Source organism: Actinomadura sp. NPDC000600 (genome assembly GCF_040492135.1).
Lineage (GTDB): Bacteria > Actinomycetota > Actinomycetes > Streptosporangiales > Streptosporangiaceae > Spirillospora.
This window is the reverse complement of sequence record NZ_JBEUPD010000025.1, coordinates 45,600-62,087: the sequence shown is the minus strand read 5'-3', so window position 1 is coordinate 62,087 and position 16,488 is coordinate 45,600. Positions and strand designations below refer to the sequence as shown.

Sequence of the window (16,488 nt, the reverse complement as noted above, 5' to 3'; positions counted from 1 at the left end):
CTTTTCGTGCGCGACGGGGCGTTAGCACAACCGCACGGCGCGTCGCCACCGGCCGGTGTGGCAGTCATCGGCCATGAGGTGTCCGGAAACCGGACCGCAACCCGGCGCGAAAACGCGATCATCGATTCCGGGTGATGGGAAACTCGACATTTCCCCCCATTGCGGGAACGACGCCGGAAAAGATCGTCACTCTCTGCACACGCGTCACATGACATATTTCCCGTCAGGTAAGTCTTTTCTACCGATCAAGTGGATGTCGGACAGAACTCGCGCTCTAGCGTTTCCGGATGATTCGTGGTTACCGTGTCCCTGCTCGACGAAAGTTACATCCCATTGCTTTCCCGGCTTTTGATCACAAAAGCCGACACGTTCCATAGCAAGCGCCGGCGACCTGGACGGTCGAGCGGAAAGAGAGAGGACGAGCGGAGATGGCGGACTTCCATTTCAGTGTCCTGTCCGGGGCGTCCGCCGCGGACGACGGCGACACCCGCCTGCTCGACGTCCTCGACCGGGCGCTCGCCGCCGCGGCCGGCCCGGTCCGGTGGACGACGGTGCGCAGCGGCATGTGGGCCCAGGTGCGCCCGCGGAACGCCGAGTGCCCCCAGCAGGGCTGGAAGCTGCACGTCTCCGCCACGCCGGCGTCGGCCGAGCAGGTGCTCGCCCGCTCGCTGCCGGTGCTCCTGGCGGGCCGCTCCCTCTTCAAGTTCGCCGCCACCCGCGACCTGGTCGCCGCCCTGAACGCCCGCAACACCTCGCGCGGCCATTCCGGAAAGTTCATCACCGTCTACCCGGTGGACGACGACGAGGCCGTCCGGCTCGCGGCGGAACTGCACGTGGCGACCGCCGGCCTGCCCGGCCCGCGCATCCTCTCCGACCGCCCCTACGGGCCGGGGAGCCTCGTCCACTACCGCTACGGAGCCTTCGTCGAGGTGCGGCGGATCACCAACGACGGGTTCTACGCCTGGGTCATTCTCGACCCCGACGGCAATCCCGTGGAAGACCGCCGCGGCGCCACCTACGCGCCGCCTCCATGGGCCGTCTGCCCATTCCCCCAGGACGTTCCGCCGACGCAGAGCGAGAACGGCGCGGACGCGACCGGCGGGACCGAAAACAGCCGAAATAGCACAGCCATCAAGAATGGCACGGAGAAGGGGAAAGGCGTTCTGATCGGATCGCGGTTCACCGTCCACGAGGCGATCCGCCACACCAACAAGGGCGGCGTGTACCGGGCGACGGACAACGAGACAGGCGAGGCGGTCGTCATCAAGGAGGCGCGCCCGCACGTGGACGTCGACGCGAAGGGCAGGGACACCCGCGACCGGCTGCGGACGGAGGACCGCGTACTCAGGGCGGTCGAGACCCTGGGCTTCGCGCCGCGCCCGGTCGAGCTCTTCACCCAGAGCGGCCACCTCTTCCTGGCGCAGGAGATGATCCCGGGCATCTCGCTGCGGCAGTGGGTCGCGGACCTGGTCGGCGACGCGGGATGGGGCCCCCACCTCGCCCCGGCCCTGGAGATGGGCCGGCGCCTGGCCGAGCTGATGGCGAACGCGCACCGCGCCGGGCTCATCGTTCGCGACTTCAACCCGAGCAACATCATCGTGCGCCCCGGCGGCGCCCCGGTGATGATCGACCTGGAGCTGGCCCTCACCCGGGACGACACCGAGCGCGAAGGGATGCGGGTGGGCACCCCCGGCTACAGCGCGCCGGAGCAGATGGACGGCGCCGCGCCGGCCCGGTCGGCCGACTACTTCGCCCTGGGCGCGACGCTCTGCCACGTCCTCACCGGCGGACCCCCCTACCTCCTGGAGGAGAGCCCCCCGGCCAGGTCCCTGAACGAGCGCCTGGCGGAATGGCTGGCCGCCCGCACCCTGGACCTCGACCTGCCCGACGGGCTCGTCCCGCTCCTGCTCGGCCTGATGGCCGACCGGCCCGGCCACCGCTGGGGGCCGCCGAGGGCGCGGGAGGAGCTGGCCAGGATGGCCCCGGAGCGCGAAGGCGGAGGCCGCGAGGCCGGCGGCGTTCCGGCGGGCCGGCGCGGCGGCGCGCCGCGCACCGTGCGCACCCCGTCGCTGCAGGGGCAGTGCAGGCTGTCCATCGCCGGGATCGTCGACCAGCTCATCGCCACCATGACCCCGGAGTCGGCCGAGACGCTGTGGCCCGCCTCATGCGTCCACGGCGCCCCCGACCCCTGCAGCCTCCAGCACGGCGCCGCGGGAGCGCTGGGCGCGCTGACCCGGTGCTACGAGGTCGGCGCCGACCCGCGCCTGGCCGAGGCGATCAGCGACGCGGGCCACTGGGTCCTGCGGCGGCTGGACAGGGACGGCGACCGGCCCCCCGGGCTGTACTTCGGCACGGCGGGCGCCGCGTGGGCGGTGCTGGACGCCGGCCTGGCCCTGGACGACGGCGAGCTGGTCGACGGGGCGCTCGCCGTCGCGGAGCGGCTGCCGGAGGCGGTCCCCAGCCCGGACGTGACGCACGGGACGGCCGGCCTCGGCTTCGCGGCCCTGCACATGTGGGCCCGGACGGGGCGGGCGAGGTTCGCCGAGCGGGCGGTCGCGGCCGCCGACGCCCTCGCCGCGACCGCCGAGGAGCGGGACGGCGGGCTCGACTGGAGCACGCCCGCCGAGATCGAGTCCAAGCTCGCCGGACGGCGCTACTACGGATTCGCGCACGGCGTCGCGGGCGTCGGCGCCTTCCTGCTCGCCTGCGCCGGGTCGGTCGGCGGCGACGCCCACCGGGCGCTCGCGGCCGGCGTCGGGGAGACGCTGCTCGACACCATGATCGACACAGGGCGGTCGGCGATGTGGCCGGCGAACTCGGGGGACATCGCCACCGCGCCGTACTGGTGCCACGGCTCGGCCGGCATCGGCGGCTTCCTCGGCCGCCTGGGCCGGGCCACCGGGGAGCGGCGCTTCCGCCGGGCCGCCGAACTGGCCGCCCGCGCGGTGATGGACAACCGCTGGCGCGCGACGCTCGGGCAGTGCCACGGCCTGTCCGGCAACGGCGACTTCCTGCTCGACCTGGCCGCCCTCACCGGCGACGAGCGCTTCCGGGAGGACGCGTGGCGGCTCGCCCGCATGGTCCTGGCCAACCGGGCGCATCGCGGCGGCCGGACGGTGTTCCCCGACGAGCAGGGCAACGTCTCGATCACCTGGGGGGACGGACTCAGCGGCGTCCTCGGCTTCCTGGTGCGCCTCCAGAACGGCACGCCGCGCCAGTGGACGGCCGACGAGGCCGCCGGCTCCGCGGCCCCCGCGCCGACGACCGCCGGGCGGGCGTCATGACCGGGGCCCTGCCGGACCTTCCGCCCGTGCCGAGCCGGTTCGGCTTCGCCTTCTCGGCCGACGGCCGCTGGGCCACCTGCCTGCGGTCCGCGGAGGACAGCGTCGTCCTGGAGCGATGGGACCTGACGTGGCCCGCCGTCAACCCGGGGCCTTCCCTGCGGACGCTCGACGACGCCGCCCTCCCGGACGGGGACTGCCCGGGCGGCGGGATCATCGACCGCCGCTGCGGGGCGCTGCCGCTGAACGACGGCCGCGTGCTGGTCGTGCGGCCCGCCGTCGGCGACCACGGCGAGCCCGCCGGGCACGGGACCCTCGTCGCCGCCGAGCCGACCCCCGCCGGGCTGAGGCCCGTGCGGTCGTGGCCGGTGCCGGAGATGCTCGCCGGGTTCCTGCTGGCCTCTCCGGGGCAGGCGCAGACCGCGCTGCTCGTGGCCATCGAGGACGAACGGCACTCGCGCATCTGGCGGGTGTCGCCCTCGTCCCCCGTCCTGGAGCCGGTGCTGCGGATCCCCGGCGTGCTGTCGGGCGGCGTCTGGGCCGACGAGGGCCGCACCCTCGCCCTCGACCACGACGGCGCCGGGCACCGGACCGAGGGGATCCTGGTCGACCTGCGCGAACGCACCTGGCAGCGCTTCTGGTCGGTGTCGGACACCACCGGCGACCGGATCGCGGCCTACAGCCCGCGCTCTGGCGCCCTCGCGGTGACCACCACCACGCCGGGCGCCCAGCAGCGGGGCGCGCCGCAGATCGGGCTGCGCCTGCCCGGCGGCGGCCCCGTCCGGTTCCCCGAGAACCTCAACCGGTCGGCCGCGTACCGGACCCCGCTGGCCTTCGACGCCTCCGGCGAGCGGCTGCTCGTCCGGGAGATCGCCGGCGCCGCCGCACGCCTCGCCGTCTACGCCACCGGGGACGACCGGATCACCCCGGTCCCCGGCCCGCCGGGCATGCTCTGGCCGCCCGCGCACTGGGGCGGCGACGGCCGTGTCCACGTCCGGTTCTCGGCCCCGCACCAGCCGCCGACCCTCGCGACGGTGCGGCGTCCCGCGCCCTCCGGCTGGGACCTGGCCGCGCATCCCTCCGACGGCGCGGCGGCCTGGCGGGGCGCGGAACTCGTCGAACTCTCCGGACCGGCGGGGCCCATCGAGGCGATCGTCTACGGCGGCCCCGGCTGGCGCACGCGGCCCCGGCTGGTGCTGGCCCTGCACGGCGGACCGCTGTCGGCGTGGCGGTACGAGTTCGAGCCGCTCTTCCAGTACCTGGCCGCCGCGGGCGCCGCCGTCGTGGCCCCCAACTACCGGGGCAGCACCGGCTACGGCGACGCGCACCTGCGGCCGGTCATCGGCGACTGGGGCGGCCCCGACCTCGACGACGTCGTCCACGTCGCGGACGCGCTCGCGGAGGGCCGCGGCACCGCGCTGCCGCGCCCCGTCGTGCTCGGCGGCAGCTACGGCGCCTTCCTGGCCCTGCTCGCGGCCTGCCGCCGGCCGGACCTGTGGTCGGGTTGCGTCGCGCTCGCGCCGTTCACCTCGGCGGCCGGCCTGCACCGCACCGCCAACGGAGCGGTCAGGGATCGCGTGTCGCGGCTCAGCCGCCTCGACGCCCACGACGAGCAGGACGCCGGGCGCGACGTCCTGCGGGCGTGCGATGCGCTGACGGCGCCGCTGCTGGTGGCGCACGGCGTCCGGGACGAGGCCGTCCCGGTCGAGCAGTCCAGGGCGCTGCGCCGCCGCCTCCTCGAACTCGGCAGGACCGAAGGAGTCGACTTCGACTACCTGGAGACCGCCGGCGACCACCACGAGGTCGTCCAGGCCTGGTCCCCGGTCCTGCGTGAAGCGGTGGTCCGCTTCTGCCTCACGGCGGGGCGGGCCTTGGCCCTCGACAAGGAAGGGAGGTGAAACGCATGAACACGTTCGACGGCGACCTCGTGGCCGCTCTGCAGGAGCTGCCCGAGACCGACCCCGTGGAGATCGACGGCATCCAGCTCGGCGGCACCTGCGCGTGTGTCGGCCTGCTGACGCTGCTCAACACGATCTGCATCGGCATCTCCTGCGCCTGATCAGCGCAGCCCATGCGGAACCCGGGACCCCTGAATGAACCCCGGCCCGCAGAACCCCGGTCACGGACCGGCCACGAGCCGGTCCGTGACCGGACCCACTTACGAGTGTAGAAGACATCCCCCGGAAGCGAACGGAGTCGTGGCGCGTGGCCCTCACCGGCACATCGGGCGACTCCGCGGCACTGCGCGCCGGAGGCCGGCGGCTCCTGCGCACGGCGATGGCCCGCTTCCGGGCGGCGATGGGCGTGCTGGTCCTCCTCGCCATCGTCCGCGTCGCCGCGACGCTGGCGACGCCCGTCATGCTCGCCCGGGCGGTCGACGCCGCCCGCGCCCAGCAGGACGTCGGCGCCTCCGCGGCGTGGCTCGCGCTCGTCCTGGCCGCGGCGGCGGTCGCCACCACCGGCGAGGACGTGCTCGGCTCCTACTGCGGCAGCGACGTCACCGCCTGGCTCCGGCACCGGCTGCTGCGGCACGTGCTGGCCCTCGGACCGGAGGGGCGCCGGCGCTTCCCCGCGGGGGACGTGCTGTCCCGGCTCACCGAGTCCGCGTCGGGTCCGGCGGCGTTCCCCGTCCTGCTGCTGTCGGCCGCCGCCGCGCTGGCCACCACCGCCGGCGCGCTGGCCGGCCTGGCCCTGATCGACTGGTGGCTCGCCGCCGCGTTCGCGGCCGGGGTGCCGCCGCTGCTGGTCGCGCTGCGGGTGTTCGTCGTCCGGGCCACCGAGCCGTTCGCCCGCTACCAGGCCTGCCAGGCGGCGATCGCGACGCGGCTGCTCGACGCCCGGCAGGGGATCCGGACGATCCGGGCGAGCGGCACCGCCGCCGCCGAGGCCCGCCGCATCCTCGCACCGCTTCCCGGCCTCGGGCGGGCGGGCCGGGAGACGTGGGCCGTGCAGGGCACGGTCAGCCGACGGCTCGCGCTGCTGGCCCCGCTCACCCAGGTCCTGGTGGTCGGCGTCGCGGGCGTCCGCCTGGCCACCGGCGACATCACCACCGGTCAGCTCGTGGGCGCCCTGTCCTACGCGGCCCTTGCCGTCGCGGCGGCGTCGGTGTTCGACACGGTCGTCGCACTGCTCAACTGCCAGGTCGGCGCGGGGCGGATCAACGAGATCCTGACGGCCGTCCCGGCGGTGCGGCCCCCCGAACGGCCGGTGCGGCTGCCGGACGGGCCGGGCCGGCTGCGGCTGCGCGGCGTCACCGTCCGGCTCGGCGGCCGCGCCGTCCTCGACGGACTCGACCTCGACGTGCCGCCCGGGACGACGCTCGCGGTGGTCGGCACGTCCGGGACGGGCAAGAGCGTGCTGATGTCGACCGTCGGGCGGCTCCTCGACCCCGACGAGGGGGTCGTCGAACTCGACGGCGTCCCCGTCACCGCCGTCCCGCTCGCGGAGCTGCGGCGCGCCGTCGCCTACGCCTTCGAACGCCCCGCCCTGCTCGGCGCGACCGTGCGCGAGACGATCGCCTACGCCCGCCCCGCCGCGACCCGCGCCGAGGTGCACCGCGCCGCCCGCGACGCCGTCGCCGACGCCTTCATCCGGGTCCTCCCCAACGGATACGACACGCCCCTCGACCGCGTGCCCCTGTCCGGAGGCGAACTGCAGCGGCTCGGCCTGGCCCGCGCCGCGCTCGCCGACGCCCGGATCGTCCTCCTCGACGACGCCACCAGCAGCCTCGACACCGCGACGGAGATGAAGGTGACCCAGGCGCTCCGGCAGATCCTCGCCGGGCGGACCAGCCTCGTGGTGGCGCGCCGCCCCGCGACCGCCGCCCGCGCCGACCTCGTCGCCTGGCTGGACGCCGGACGCGTCCGGGCGCTCGCCCCGCACACGGAGCTGTGGGCCGACCCGGACTACCGCGCCGTCTTCTCCACCGGGGCGGCCCCATGACGGCCCCGCCCGCCGCGCGCCTCCTGCACCGCCACCTGCGCGGCCAGTGGCCCGCGGTACGACGCCTCACCGCCTGGTCGGCCGTGGAGTCGCTGCCGATGTTCGCGTCCGGGCTGCTCCTCGCCCGCGCCGTCGACCAGGGGTTCCTCGCGGGCCGCACCCTGACCGGCCTCGGCTGGCTGGCCGTCCTCGCGGCCCTGTACGCGGTCGGCGCGTTCGCGACCGGCCGGGTTTACCCGTGGCTCGCCGCGACCGTCGAGCCGCTGCGCGACTCCCTGGTCATCGAGGTCGTCGCGGCCGCCCTCCGCCGGATGGCCGACCGGGCCCCGGACGCCGCCGGCGCGAGCGTCTCCCAGGTCACCGAGCAGGCCGAGGCCGTGCGGGCGCTGGTGGGGACCGCGCTGCGCAACGTCCGCCAACTCCTGTCCGCCGGCGCCGCCGCGCTCGTGGGCCTGGCCCTGCTGTCCCCGCCGCTGGCCCTCGTCATCTGCGTGTCGGTCGCGCTGGCCCTGGCGGTGTACGCGGCGTTCGTGAGCATGCAGATCCGCCGGTACCGGGCGGTCATCCGCCAGGCCGAACGGATCGGCGAGGCCGCCGCGACCGTCGTCCACGGCGTTCGCGACGTCACCGCGTGCGCCGCCGAGGACCGCGCCGCCGCCGCAGTGGGCGAGGTCGTGGACGCACAGGCCGAAGCCCTGCGCGCCTACGCCCGCACCCGCTGGGTCAGGCTCCCCGTCCTCGCGCTCGGCGTGCACCTGCCCCTGCTCTCCCTGCTCGTCCTGTCGCCCTACCTGACCGCGCACCACGGACTCACCGCCGGGCAGATCGCAGGCGGCGCGGGCTACCTCGTGACGGGACTCCAGCCGGGCATCACCGTCCTGGTCGACGCGGGCGGCACCCTCCTGCTCAGCCTCGCGGTGGTCCTGGGCCGCCTGGCCGAGGTCTGCGCCGTCCCCAAGGCCCCGCCCTCCGGCACCGCGACGGCCGAATCGTCCGGCATCGAAGCCGACCACGTGACCTTCGCATACTCCCCGCACGCCGCCCCGGTGGTCGAGGACCTGTCCCTGCACGTCCCCGAGGGCACCCACCTGGCCGTGGTAGGCCCCAGCGGCACCGGCAAGTCCACCCTGGCGAACCTGCTCACCGGCCTCCTGGAACCCCGGAAAGGCAAGGTCACCTTGGGCAAGGTCCCCCTCCCCCGCCTGGACCCGGCCCACCTGCGCGCCTCGATCACGCTGATCCCGCAGGAGAGCTACGTCTTCGCCGGCACCCTCCGCGAAAACCTGACCTACCTGAGCCCAGAGGCCTCCACCCCAGCCCTAGACGAAGCCGTAGCCGCCGTGGGCCTCGTGGAAACCGTCCAGCGCTTGGGCGGCTACGAGGCCGAGATCCCACCCGGCGGGGGCGGCCTCTCCCAGGGCGAACGCCAACTCGTCACCCTGGCCCGCGCCTACCTGTCCCCGGCCGCGGTCATCGTCCTGGACGAGGCCACCAGCCACCTGGACCCGGCGACCGAGGCCCGCGCCGAACAGGCCCTGGCAGCCCGCGGCGGCACCCTGATCGTCATAGCCCACCGCATAACCTCCGCCGAACGAGCCCACCAGGTCCTACTGATGGACGGCCCCGTCCCCACCCTGGGCACCCACGAGACCCTCCTGACCCGCAGCCGGACCTACGCAGAGTTGGTAGGCCACTGGCTGACCTGAGCAGAGGTCCCCTAAAGATCCAGTTCGCCGCGCCGAATCCGGGCGACCACCACAGAGAACTCCGAAGGAGCAAGGTGTAGGCGGGCACCGAATCGGTCCTTGGAATCCCGTACGGCGATCCGATCGTCCAGCTTGGCCAGCTCAACACACGCGTTGTCGTTCACTCCACCGCTTCGGGAGCTTTTGCGCCATTCGATCACAGGTAACTCTCCCGCACCTTCTCGATCAACCTGCGCGAATCATCGCGAGACAGGGCTAATGCCCCAAGTTGGTCAAAGTGTATCGCGAGAGTAGCAACCTCGTCACCGGCCTCGATGAGGCGACCCGCGAGCTGCGCTCCAGCGTAAGAGATCTGCCGTCCCCCCAAGTCGAGGATCTGGAACGCACCATCCAACCCAGGGTGAGCGCCTGCCGCTCTCAGAATGCACCGCACCGACACATGCGGCAGCTCGTCCACCTGCAACAGATAGCCGAGCTGCTCTTCCATGGTCGACCGGGTTCCCACGGGACGCTCCAGCACGTCCTCATCAAGGATGATCCAAATGTAGGGCGGGTCGCGTTTCGTCAGGATCTCCTGACGCTTTCGACGCGCCTCCACTTCCCGGTCGCTCTGCCGAGCTTGCCCGCCTGACAACAGCAGCGCCTTCGCATACTCGGGCGTCTGCACAGGAACCGGGATCGATTTGCCATGATAGATCTTAAGGACCTTCGCGGCGGATTCGTACTGAATATACTGCGCAAACCAGTCAGGATCATGCCCGCTGCGCGCATAGTGCAGTAGCCGCTGAAAATGCCCTCCGGTATCCCATGTCTGGTCCAAGATGGCCATGTATGGATCACTCGGACGGAGCCGCCCCGCCTCCCAGTTGGAGACAGTGCCGCGCGCCACCCGCGCAATTTGGGCGGTTTGCGCCAGCGAAAGACCCCTCCGGGTCCGGTAGAACCACAGGTCGAAGGCCAGCCAGGCCCACAGCGACGAATCCGGGTCAATGCTCTCACGAACACTCACGCCGACCTCCGGTGTATTTCCTGGATTCCAATCCATCCCACGCTAATCCTTCGCCGCCGACCATGTACTCAAATCCAGCGAAGACAAGGCGGCTGAGATGAGCGATCAAACACCGGCCCTAAATATTCCTCATCCGGGCGAAATCAGGATGACCATCCAGGGAGAGAAAGCTTCGGTCAGGCTGGCCCGGGAACTCGCCCGATATGTGCTGATCAATTGGGGCTACGAGGGCTCTCTGATCGATGACTCGGCGGTCGTCATGAGCGAAATCGTCACGAATGCGGTCGAGGCAGCCGCGGGGCACGCGCTCAGGATCCGGATCGCCGTCCACGAGGGCGCACCGCTTCTGGAGTGCTGGGACCCGTCGCCGGAACTTCCCCGCCACTGCGAAGCCGGCCTGGACGCCCTGAGCGGCCGAGGACTCGCGATCATCGCCGCCTACGCCAAGGACACCGGCGTCCGCCCGTCCGCCACCGGCCAGGGCAAGATCGTCTGGGCCCTCATGCCCGCCACCGCCTCCGTCCCGCTCGGTCCGTCCCAGCATCACCACCCGGCTTGACGGCGACCGCGGGAATTGAATCGCATCCAATGTGCATCATGCGACGCTAAATTGGCGATTCGGACACCACTTGGCACGTCTGGGTCGCGGTGAGAGCATTTGCTCTATCACCGGCTAGCGAAAGCGAGTGGCAGCATGAGCAGGCCCTGGGAAGCCGATCACGACGCGGGGTTCCAGCGAAGGTTAGGGAAGACGGCGGCCGAGGTGGGTGACAGCCGCACGACGCAGGACTGTCCCGAGATCTGGGAGTTGGACAACGGCGACATCGCCGTCATCGGCCGGGATGCCACGGGTGCCTACCGCGACCGTCTGCCGCCGGGAGTGAGCATCGGTTCCGACGAGCGCCTTGTGGTCATCTCCGGTCGGCTGCTCTCGGCCGCCAAGCCGGACATCCGAGATGCTTGACCAGCTCGCCCGCTTCCGGGGGGAAGTGCTGGACCGCGTGGCCTACCACCGGGACTTCGCCCGCCAGATCGACGACCTGCGCGGCACCATCTGGAAACTCGAACGGTCCCAGGTCTTCCGCGAGTTGGACGACCCCAGTTGGCAGGCGTTCAGTTCCGGAGACTGGCGGCGCTCCCTCGAACTGCTGGAGGAAGACCGCAAGGCCATCCGCACGGAGGCCGACGGCAACCGGCGCCAAGGCCTGGAGATCAAGCGTGTCCGCGTGGTCGAGCGCCCTCTGAGCCCGTACGTCCAATGGGAGCTCCATGCGCTCCGGATGCTGGCGGAGGAAGGCTTCGAACTGAGCGTCGTCCCCGCCGAAGAGCTCTCCGACCTGGAGATCCAGGGCCAACTACCCGAAGTGGTCGTCGTCGGCACGCGCGTCCTCTATGAAGTCCGATACCGGCCGGATTGGACGCCGTGCGGCGCCCGCCGCATCAAGACGCCGGACGTGATCCGCACCGCCGCATCCGAGATCAGCCGATTGCACCGCAAAGGCGAGCCCTTGCTTCGCTTCTTTGAACGGGAAGTGGCCCCGCTGCCCGCTCCGGCGGTCTGATCTATCGTTCGTAGATGCCGTCCGCTCGCCTGGGACTGAGAACGTTCTCCCTCTGCCTGATCACGCTTGTCGTCATTGTCCTTATCGGGGCTTCGCCGTGGGCCTTGCGCGCGTTCGGCGGGCCGACCGCCCGGTGGGAGCGGTTGAGCTTCATCGGCCAGACCTACGGCGCCGCATCCGCGCTCCTAGCCGCCCTCGCGCTGATCGGCATCGCGGCCACCCTCATCTTCCAGGCGCACGACACGAAGATCGCCCGCGAGGAGGCCCGGCGCATCGCGATCGCGGAGCTGCTCAAGATGGCCATGGACGACCCGGCCCTCGATGAGGCATGGGGGCCTGTCCCGGCGGACGCGGACCGCAAGGCCAGGCGGCAGCTCATGTACGTCAACATGATCATCTCGGAGTGGCAGATGTCCTTTGAGACGAAGGCCCTTCCCGAGACGCGGCTGCGCGCCATTTCGCATGAGATGTTCTCCGGCCGTCCTGGGCGGGCCTTCTGGGAAGAGGCGCGCCAGGTCCGCTTGAACACAGCCGGGAGCAAGCGAGCGCGCCGCTTCCACGAGATCCTCGACGAGGAGTACGGCCTGGCGCCCGCTCCGCCGCCCGAGCGCTCACGCTCACGGCGTCCCTGGCTCCTCCTCGCCGGCTCGGCGGCGGGCGTTGCGGTGCTGGGCCCTCTCGTGCACCGCTTCGTCGCCCACCGCCGGTCACCTCGGCGAAGGCATCGCCGGAACCGTTCCCGCTGATCCCGAGGCCGCGGCGTGCCGGTCGCCTTCACCTGGCCCACGGCCCGGTCGCATCTGGGTGCAGTTCCCAACTCTGGAGAGACTCACTCACGTCTCACGGGCCTGCTCAATCCGCTCCCGTGTAGCGGGCGGCGTCTTTCGAGGCGCCGCATCCGCGGAGGGGTCAGGCCGCAGCGCGTCCTCCGTGGGGCGCCGTCTCGGCATGGCGCAGAGCGAAGAGGACCATGTCCTCGGTCGAGTGGACCTCCGGGTACAGCTTCTCGGGGTCGGTGTGGAGTTGGTAGTCCCAGACGAACCCATAGATTCCGAGGGTGACGAACGTCAGCAAGAGGTGGAGCCCGAAGCCGCGCCGGAGCCGCGGGATGGGCTCGAATGTGACTCGGTACTGAACGATTCCGAGCCGCAACCAGCAATCGCTCAGCTTGTCGTCGAAGTCCTCTTCCGTCAGCTGGATCTCCCACCAGAAGCGCATCATGCGGTACGCGGCGACGAACCAGTAGATGCCCAGTGTGAGGAAGGTCAGCAAGACGGACAGCCCGGCGTTGATCATCCGATGCTCGTCCTCGAAGCGCTCGTTCACATAGCGCCGAATATCATCGAGCTGCTCCATGCTTTCGGTGTCCTGGCCGACCTGGTCCACGTACTGCCTCGTAGCCTCGATGACCGCGTCGTAGTAGTGACGACGGCGCTCCCGGAACAGGTCAGTGCGGTTCACTCGACGGTAGAACACCACGATGGTGTATATGCCAAGAGTGATCCACGAAAGCAGGAACATGTAGATGGCCCAGCTGACGAGCGTCTGGTCCGTCATACGCCTTTCATGAACGTAGCGGTCCACACGCTGGACCGCCGGTATCGGTTCCATGGCCTTCTCCCTCCACAAGCGCAGCACGCGCGGAGTGACGGGGACGACGGACCACGGACCCACGAGTGCCGCCAGCAGCAGCACACGTTCATATCGTCACTCCCAGGCTACATCTGAGCGCGCGGAAGGCCACCGAGGGCGCTTCGGCTAGAGGTCAGCTAGGGCTGGTCGCCTGGGGTTTGGGGGGACTCTGCGTGGTCGCCGAGGCTTAGGAGGAGGGTGCGGAGGGTTGTGGCCAGGGCGTCTTGTTCGTGCTGGTCTAGGGCGGCCAGGAGGCGGCGTTCGTTTTCCAGGTGGGCGGCCACGGCGCGGTCGATCAGGTCGCGGCCGGCGGGGGTGAGGGCGACTAGGACGGTGCGGCGGTTGGCCGGGTCCAGGTCGCGCGTGACGTAGCCCTTGGCGACGAGGCGGTCCAGCCGGTTGGTGACGGCGCCCGAGGTCACCATCGAGGAGCGGGCCAGGGTGCCCGCGGTGATGCCGTCGGGCGAGTCGGCGCGGCGGAGGGTGGCCAGGACGTCGAACTCGCCCCGTTCAAGCCCGAACTCGGCGAAGAGGGCCTTGAGCTCGCGTTCGGCGATCCGGGTCAGCCGGGAGAGGCGGCCGAGGACCCTCATGGGAGACGGGTCGAGGTCGGGGCGGGCTCGGGTCCACTGCTCCACGACGCGGTCTACGGCGTCACGCTCCAACGGGCACCTCTCAACGTTGAACATTTCAACGTTGAAAGGATGCTCCATGCGACGTCGGACCTTCTCTGCCGTGCTGGTGTTCGGGCTTGCCGCCGCGATGAGCGCGCCGGCGCAGGCGGCCGTCGACCGCGACACGGCGGTGTACCCGACCACGATCCGGTTGCCGAACGGGTTCCAGCCCGAAGGCATCGCGATCGGGCCCGGCCCGGTCGCCTACGTCGGTTCCATGGCCGACGGCTCGGTCTACCGCGCGGACCTGCGCACCGGAGCCGGCGCGGTCGTCAGCCGGGGGCCCGGCACGCCGGCCCTCGGGCTGAAGAGCGACGCGCGCGGACGGCTGTTCGTGGCCGGCGGCCCGGGTGGCGACGCCCGTGTCCTCGATGCCCGTACGGGGCGGGTTCTGGCCTCCTACCGGCTGGCCGCCGGCCCCTCGTTCGTCAACGACGTCATCCTCACGCAGGGCGCCGCGTGGTTCACCGACTCCACCAACCCTGTGCTCTACAAGCTGCCGCTGCCCGGCGGACGGCTGCCCTCCGCCGCGGTCCGGGTGCCGCTCACCGGCGACCTCGTCTACCAGGACGGTCCCGACAGCCCCGGCAGCGCCGGGTTCAACGCCAACGGCATCACCCCGACGCCGGACGGCCGGGGTCTGATCGTCGTGCAGTCGAACACCGGCGGGCTGTTCCGCGTCGACCCGGCGACCGGCGAGACCCGCCGGGTGGACCTGCACGGCGAGTCGCTGCCGGAGGGCGACGGCCTGCTGCTGCAAGGCCGGACGTTGTACGCGGTGCAGAACCGGCTCGACACCGTGGCCGTTCTGAAGCTGAACGCGGCGGGAACCGACGGCCGCGTCGTGCGGCGCGTGAAGGACGCCCGGCTCGCCCTGCCGACGACCGTGGCCGCCTTCGGCTCCCGGTTGTACCTCCTCAACATCCAGTTCTTCGCCACGGGACCGACTCCCGGCGTCTCGTACAACGCCGTCGCCATCCCCCGCCCCTGATCAGCGGACTTGGAATCAGCCGGATATTTCTTGAACAACACCGCACGCGGCCCCTGACATGGCAGGGGACGGCCAGGGCAGATCGAGCGGCGTCGGGCGACCGATTCCAGGGCGTCTGATTAGTCCATTTTTCTTGATCTGATGGGATACCTGGATTTATGTCGCGAATAGTTGGGGCGGTCGTGGCCGCATTGGGGCTGCTTGTCGCTGTGTTGTCCGGGCTCGCGCAGTCGGCGCCGAGTCCGGTCGCGCAACCCGCGCCGCCCGGTGCGGGGAAGAACGGCGAGGCGTGGGCGTGGACGCAGTTGGTGAACGGGACGAGCCACACGACCGAGGTCCGGTTCGCCACCACCGAGAAGCCCGCCGGGCACTGTCCGACCCTGCAGTACTCGCTCGGGGGCCAGGTGCAGACGGCGGTCCTGCGGAAGGTCAGCGATCCCTACGTCACCGGTGGCGGGCTCCAGCAGTTCCCGACGACCTTCTGCCTGGCGCCGGTCCCCGACGGGGCGAGGAACGCGCTGATCGAGCCGACCACGACCAACGCGGCCACCGTGTATCCGGGGAACCTCCAGCTCCCGCTGCCCGAGTGGCCCGTGAACGGGCGCCCCCGCAGGGTCGCGGTCATCGGGGACGCCGGGTGCGAGGTCACCTCGCCGACGGTCGGCGCTCCGCAGAACCAGGACTGCCAGAAGGACTGGCCGCTGGAGCCGCTCTCCGCGCACGCGGCCGCACAGTCCCGGCCGGACCTCGTCGTCCACGTCGGCGACTACGTGTACCGGGAGGCACCGGAAGGGGCGAACGACGCCACCCCGGGTTGCGACACCCAGGGGCAGGCGGCCGACTGGGCCTGCCTCGTCAAGGACTTCCTCCGGCCGTCCCAGGCCCTGCTCGCCGAGGCGCCCTTCATCTTCGCGCGGGGCAACCACGAGGTCTGCACTCCGCCGAAGGTGGGACGGGGCGCCGAGTGGTTCCGCTATTTCGCGACGGTGCCCCGCAAGAACAACGAATGCTTCACGGTGCCGCAGACCCAGGTCGAGCCGATGCAGATCAATGCGGGAACGCTGCATTTCATCCTGTTCGACTCCAGTTCTGCGAGCGAGAGCAGCCAGCCGAACAAGACGCAGGCCGCCCAGTACGCGAAATGGTTCGACGAGGTGAACGCCCTCGCCGCCAACCATCCGACGCACGACTACTTCCTCATCACCCACAAGCCGCTGTGGACGGTCACGCGGGCCTCGTCCCAGGCAGTGACCTGGAAGAATCCGACCCTCGCGGAAGCGGTCAAGCAGACGGCCATGGGGTCCCTGGCCGCCAACATCGACCTCGTGCTGTCCGGGCACGTGCACAGCTACCAGATGCTCGACTTCCTCAACAGCCCGCGTCCTCCGCAGGTGACCGTGGGCTCGTCGGGGGCGACGCTCGACACTCCACCGGACGACACCAAGGTGGTGGGCAAGACCGTCGACGGCGAGACCGTCCAGCACTCGGTCTCCCGGGGCGTCCACGGCTACGCGCTCCTGCGCGACACGGCCGGCCAGTGGAACCTCACCTTCCACGGGGTCTCCGGGCAGGCGTGGCCGCTGGACTGCCTGCTGAGCACCGGCTCCACCAAGGAGTTCACCTGCAAGTGACCTTTCATAAACCCGGAATCCACGTCAGAGGGTGGAGTTAACCCCACTACCTGGGATGGG

Annotated in this window: 15 protein-coding genes; 11 read left to right on the top strand and 4 right to left on the bottom strand. The window is 71.3% G+C overall.

Annotated elements, in window-relative coordinates; genetic code table 11:
* Positions 1–428: 428 nt before the first annotated feature.
* The 5 genes from lanL to ABWI07_RS30100 all read left to right on the top strand — a co-directional run bounded on the left by lanL (position 429) and on the right by ABWI07_RS30100 (position 8,929).
* Positions 429–3,284, top strand: coding sequence for a class IV lanthionine synthetase LanL (gene lanL / locus ABWI07_RS30120; RefSeq protein ID WP_353820587.1), 2,856 nt, complete (start codon positions 429–431; stop codon positions 3,282–3,284).
* Positions 3,218–5,179, top strand: a complete 1,962-nt coding sequence (locus tag ABWI07_RS30115; protein ID WP_353820586.1) for an alpha/beta hydrolase family protein — start codon at positions 3,218–3,220, stop codon at positions 5,177–5,179. Before lanL ends, ABWI07_RS30115 begins: the two co-directional genes overlap by 67 nt.
* Before the next feature lie 5 nt (positions 5,180–5,184).
* On the top strand, positions 5,185–5,340 hold the full coding sequence (locus ABWI07_RS30110) for a VenA family class IV lanthipeptide (RefSeq protein ID WP_168221299.1): 156 nt from the start codon (positions 5,185–5,187) through the stop codon (positions 5,338–5,340).
* A gap of 146 nt (positions 5,341–5,486) precedes the next feature.
* Positions 5,487–7,223, top strand: coding sequence for an ABC transporter ATP-binding protein (locus tag ABWI07_RS30105; protein WP_353820585.1), 1,737 nt, complete (start codon positions 5,487–5,489; stop codon positions 7,221–7,223).
* Positions 7,220–8,929, top strand: a complete 1,710-nt coding sequence (locus ABWI07_RS30100) for an ATP-binding cassette domain-containing protein (protein WP_353820584.1) — start codon at positions 7,220–7,222, stop codon at positions 8,927–8,929. Before ABWI07_RS30105 ends, ABWI07_RS30100 begins: the two co-directional genes overlap by 4 nt.
* 11 nt (positions 8,930–8,940) lie before the next feature.
* On the opposite strand, the gene ABWI07_RS30095 is transcribed toward ABWI07_RS30100, so the two are convergent.
* Positions 8,941–9,129, bottom strand: a complete 189-nt coding sequence (locus ABWI07_RS30095) for a DUF397 domain-containing protein (protein ID WP_353820582.1) — start codon at positions 9,127–9,129, stop codon at positions 8,941–8,943.
* Positions 9,126–9,974 carry a Scr1 family TA system antitoxin-like transcriptional regulator gene (locus ABWI07_RS30090; RefSeq protein WP_353820580.1) on the bottom strand — a complete coding sequence of 283 codons (849 nt, stop codon included), beginning with the start codon at positions 9,972–9,974 and terminating at the stop codon, positions 9,126–9,128. Before ABWI07_RS30090 ends, ABWI07_RS30095 begins: the two co-directional genes overlap by 4 nt.
* A gap of 61 nt (positions 9,975–10,035) precedes the next feature.
* Here ABWI07_RS30090 and ABWI07_RS30085 point away from each other — a divergent pair, with 61 nt between their 5' ends.
* The 4 genes from ABWI07_RS30085 (at position 10,036) to ABWI07_RS30070 (ending at position 12,246) form a co-directional block, all read left to right on the top strand.
* Positions 10,036–10,497 carry an ATP-binding protein gene (locus tag ABWI07_RS30085; RefSeq protein ID WP_353820579.1) on the top strand — a complete coding sequence of 154 codons (462 nt, stop codon included), beginning with the start codon at positions 10,036–10,038 and terminating at the stop codon, positions 10,495–10,497.
* A 135-nt stretch (positions 10,498–10,632) separates the two neighbouring features.
* A complete protein-coding gene (locus ABWI07_RS30080; protein ID WP_149262399.1) occupies positions 10,633–10,902 on the top strand; it encodes a hypothetical protein in 270 nt (89 codons plus the stop codon).
* Entirely contained in the window at positions 10,895–11,500 is a 606-nt protein-coding gene (locus ABWI07_RS30075) for a DUF6879 family protein (protein WP_353820578.1), read from the top strand. The genes ABWI07_RS30080 and ABWI07_RS30075 overlap by 8 nt, the downstream gene beginning before the upstream one ends.
* Positions 11,501–11,514: 14 nt before the next feature.
* Positions 11,515–12,246, top strand: a complete 732-nt coding sequence (locus tag ABWI07_RS30070) for a DUF6082 family protein (RefSeq protein ID WP_353820577.1) — start codon at positions 11,515–11,517, stop codon at positions 12,244–12,246.
* Between the two features lie 163 nt (positions 12,247–12,409).
* Here the strand turns inward: ABWI07_RS30070 and ABWI07_RS30065 are convergent, their stop codons facing one another.
* Together ABWI07_RS30065 and ABWI07_RS30060 are read right to left on the bottom strand one after the other, a co-directional pair.
* Positions 12,410–13,195 (bottom strand): DUF4234 domain-containing protein, encoded by a 786-nt coding sequence (locus ABWI07_RS30065; RefSeq protein ID WP_353820576.1) that lies wholly within the window; start codon positions 13,193–13,195, stop codon positions 12,410–12,412.
* Positions 13,196–13,269: 74 nt separating this feature from the next.
* Positions 13,270–13,797 (bottom strand): MarR family winged helix-turn-helix transcriptional regulator, encoded by a 528-nt coding sequence (locus ABWI07_RS30060; RefSeq protein ID WP_353820575.1) that lies wholly within the window; start codon positions 13,795–13,797, stop codon positions 13,270–13,272.
* Between the two features lie 46 nt (positions 13,798–13,843).
* On the opposite strand from ABWI07_RS30060, the gene ABWI07_RS30055 reads away from it, so the two are divergent.
* Together ABWI07_RS30055 and ABWI07_RS30050 are read left to right on the top strand one after the other, a co-directional pair.
* The gene (locus ABWI07_RS30055; protein WP_353820574.1) at positions 13,844–14,797 is read left to right on the top strand and encodes an NHL repeat-containing protein; all 954 of its coding nucleotides are present in this window, start codon (positions 13,844–13,846) and stop codon (positions 14,795–14,797) included.
* A gap of 212 nt (positions 14,798–15,009) precedes the next feature.
* Complete coding sequence (locus ABWI07_RS30050; protein WP_353820573.1) at positions 15,010–16,428, top strand: metallophosphoesterase family protein; 1,419 nt, start codon at positions 15,010–15,012, stop codon at positions 16,426–16,428.
* Positions 16,429–16,488 lie beyond the last annotated feature (60 nt).

Coding starts and splice junctions, on each gene's coding strand:
- lanL (WP_353820587.1), top strand. CDS start 429: ATGGCGGACTTCCATTTCAGTGTCCTGTCCGGGGCGTCCGCCGCGGAC.
- ABWI07_RS30110 (WP_168221299.1), top strand. CDS start 5,185: ATGAACACGTTCGACGGCGACCTCGTGGCCGCTCTGCAGGAGCTGCCC.
- ABWI07_RS30100 (WP_353820584.1), top strand. CDS start 7,220: ATGACGGCCCCGCCCGCCGCGCGCCTCCTGCACCGCCACCTGCGCGGC.
- ABWI07_RS30090 (WP_353820580.1), bottom strand. CDS start 9,974: ATGGATTGGAATCCAGGAAATACACCGGAGGTCGGCGTGAGTGTTCGT.
- ABWI07_RS30085 (WP_353820579.1), top strand. CDS start 10,036: ATGAGCGATCAAACACCGGCCCTAAATATTCCTCATCCGGGCGAAATC.
- ABWI07_RS30080 (WP_149262399.1), top strand. CDS start 10,633: ATGAGCAGGCCCTGGGAAGCCGATCACGACGCGGGGTTCCAGCGAAGG.
- ABWI07_RS30075 (WP_353820578.1), top strand. CDS start 10,895: ATGCTTGACCAGCTCGCCCGCTTCCGGGGGGAAGTGCTGGACCGCGTG.
- ABWI07_RS30070 (WP_353820577.1), top strand. CDS start 11,515: ATGCCGTCCGCTCGCCTGGGACTGAGAACGTTCTCCCTCTGCCTGATC.
- ABWI07_RS30055 (WP_353820574.1), top strand. CDS start 13,844: ATGCGACGTCGGACCTTCTCTGCCGTGCTGGTGTTCGGGCTTGCCGCC.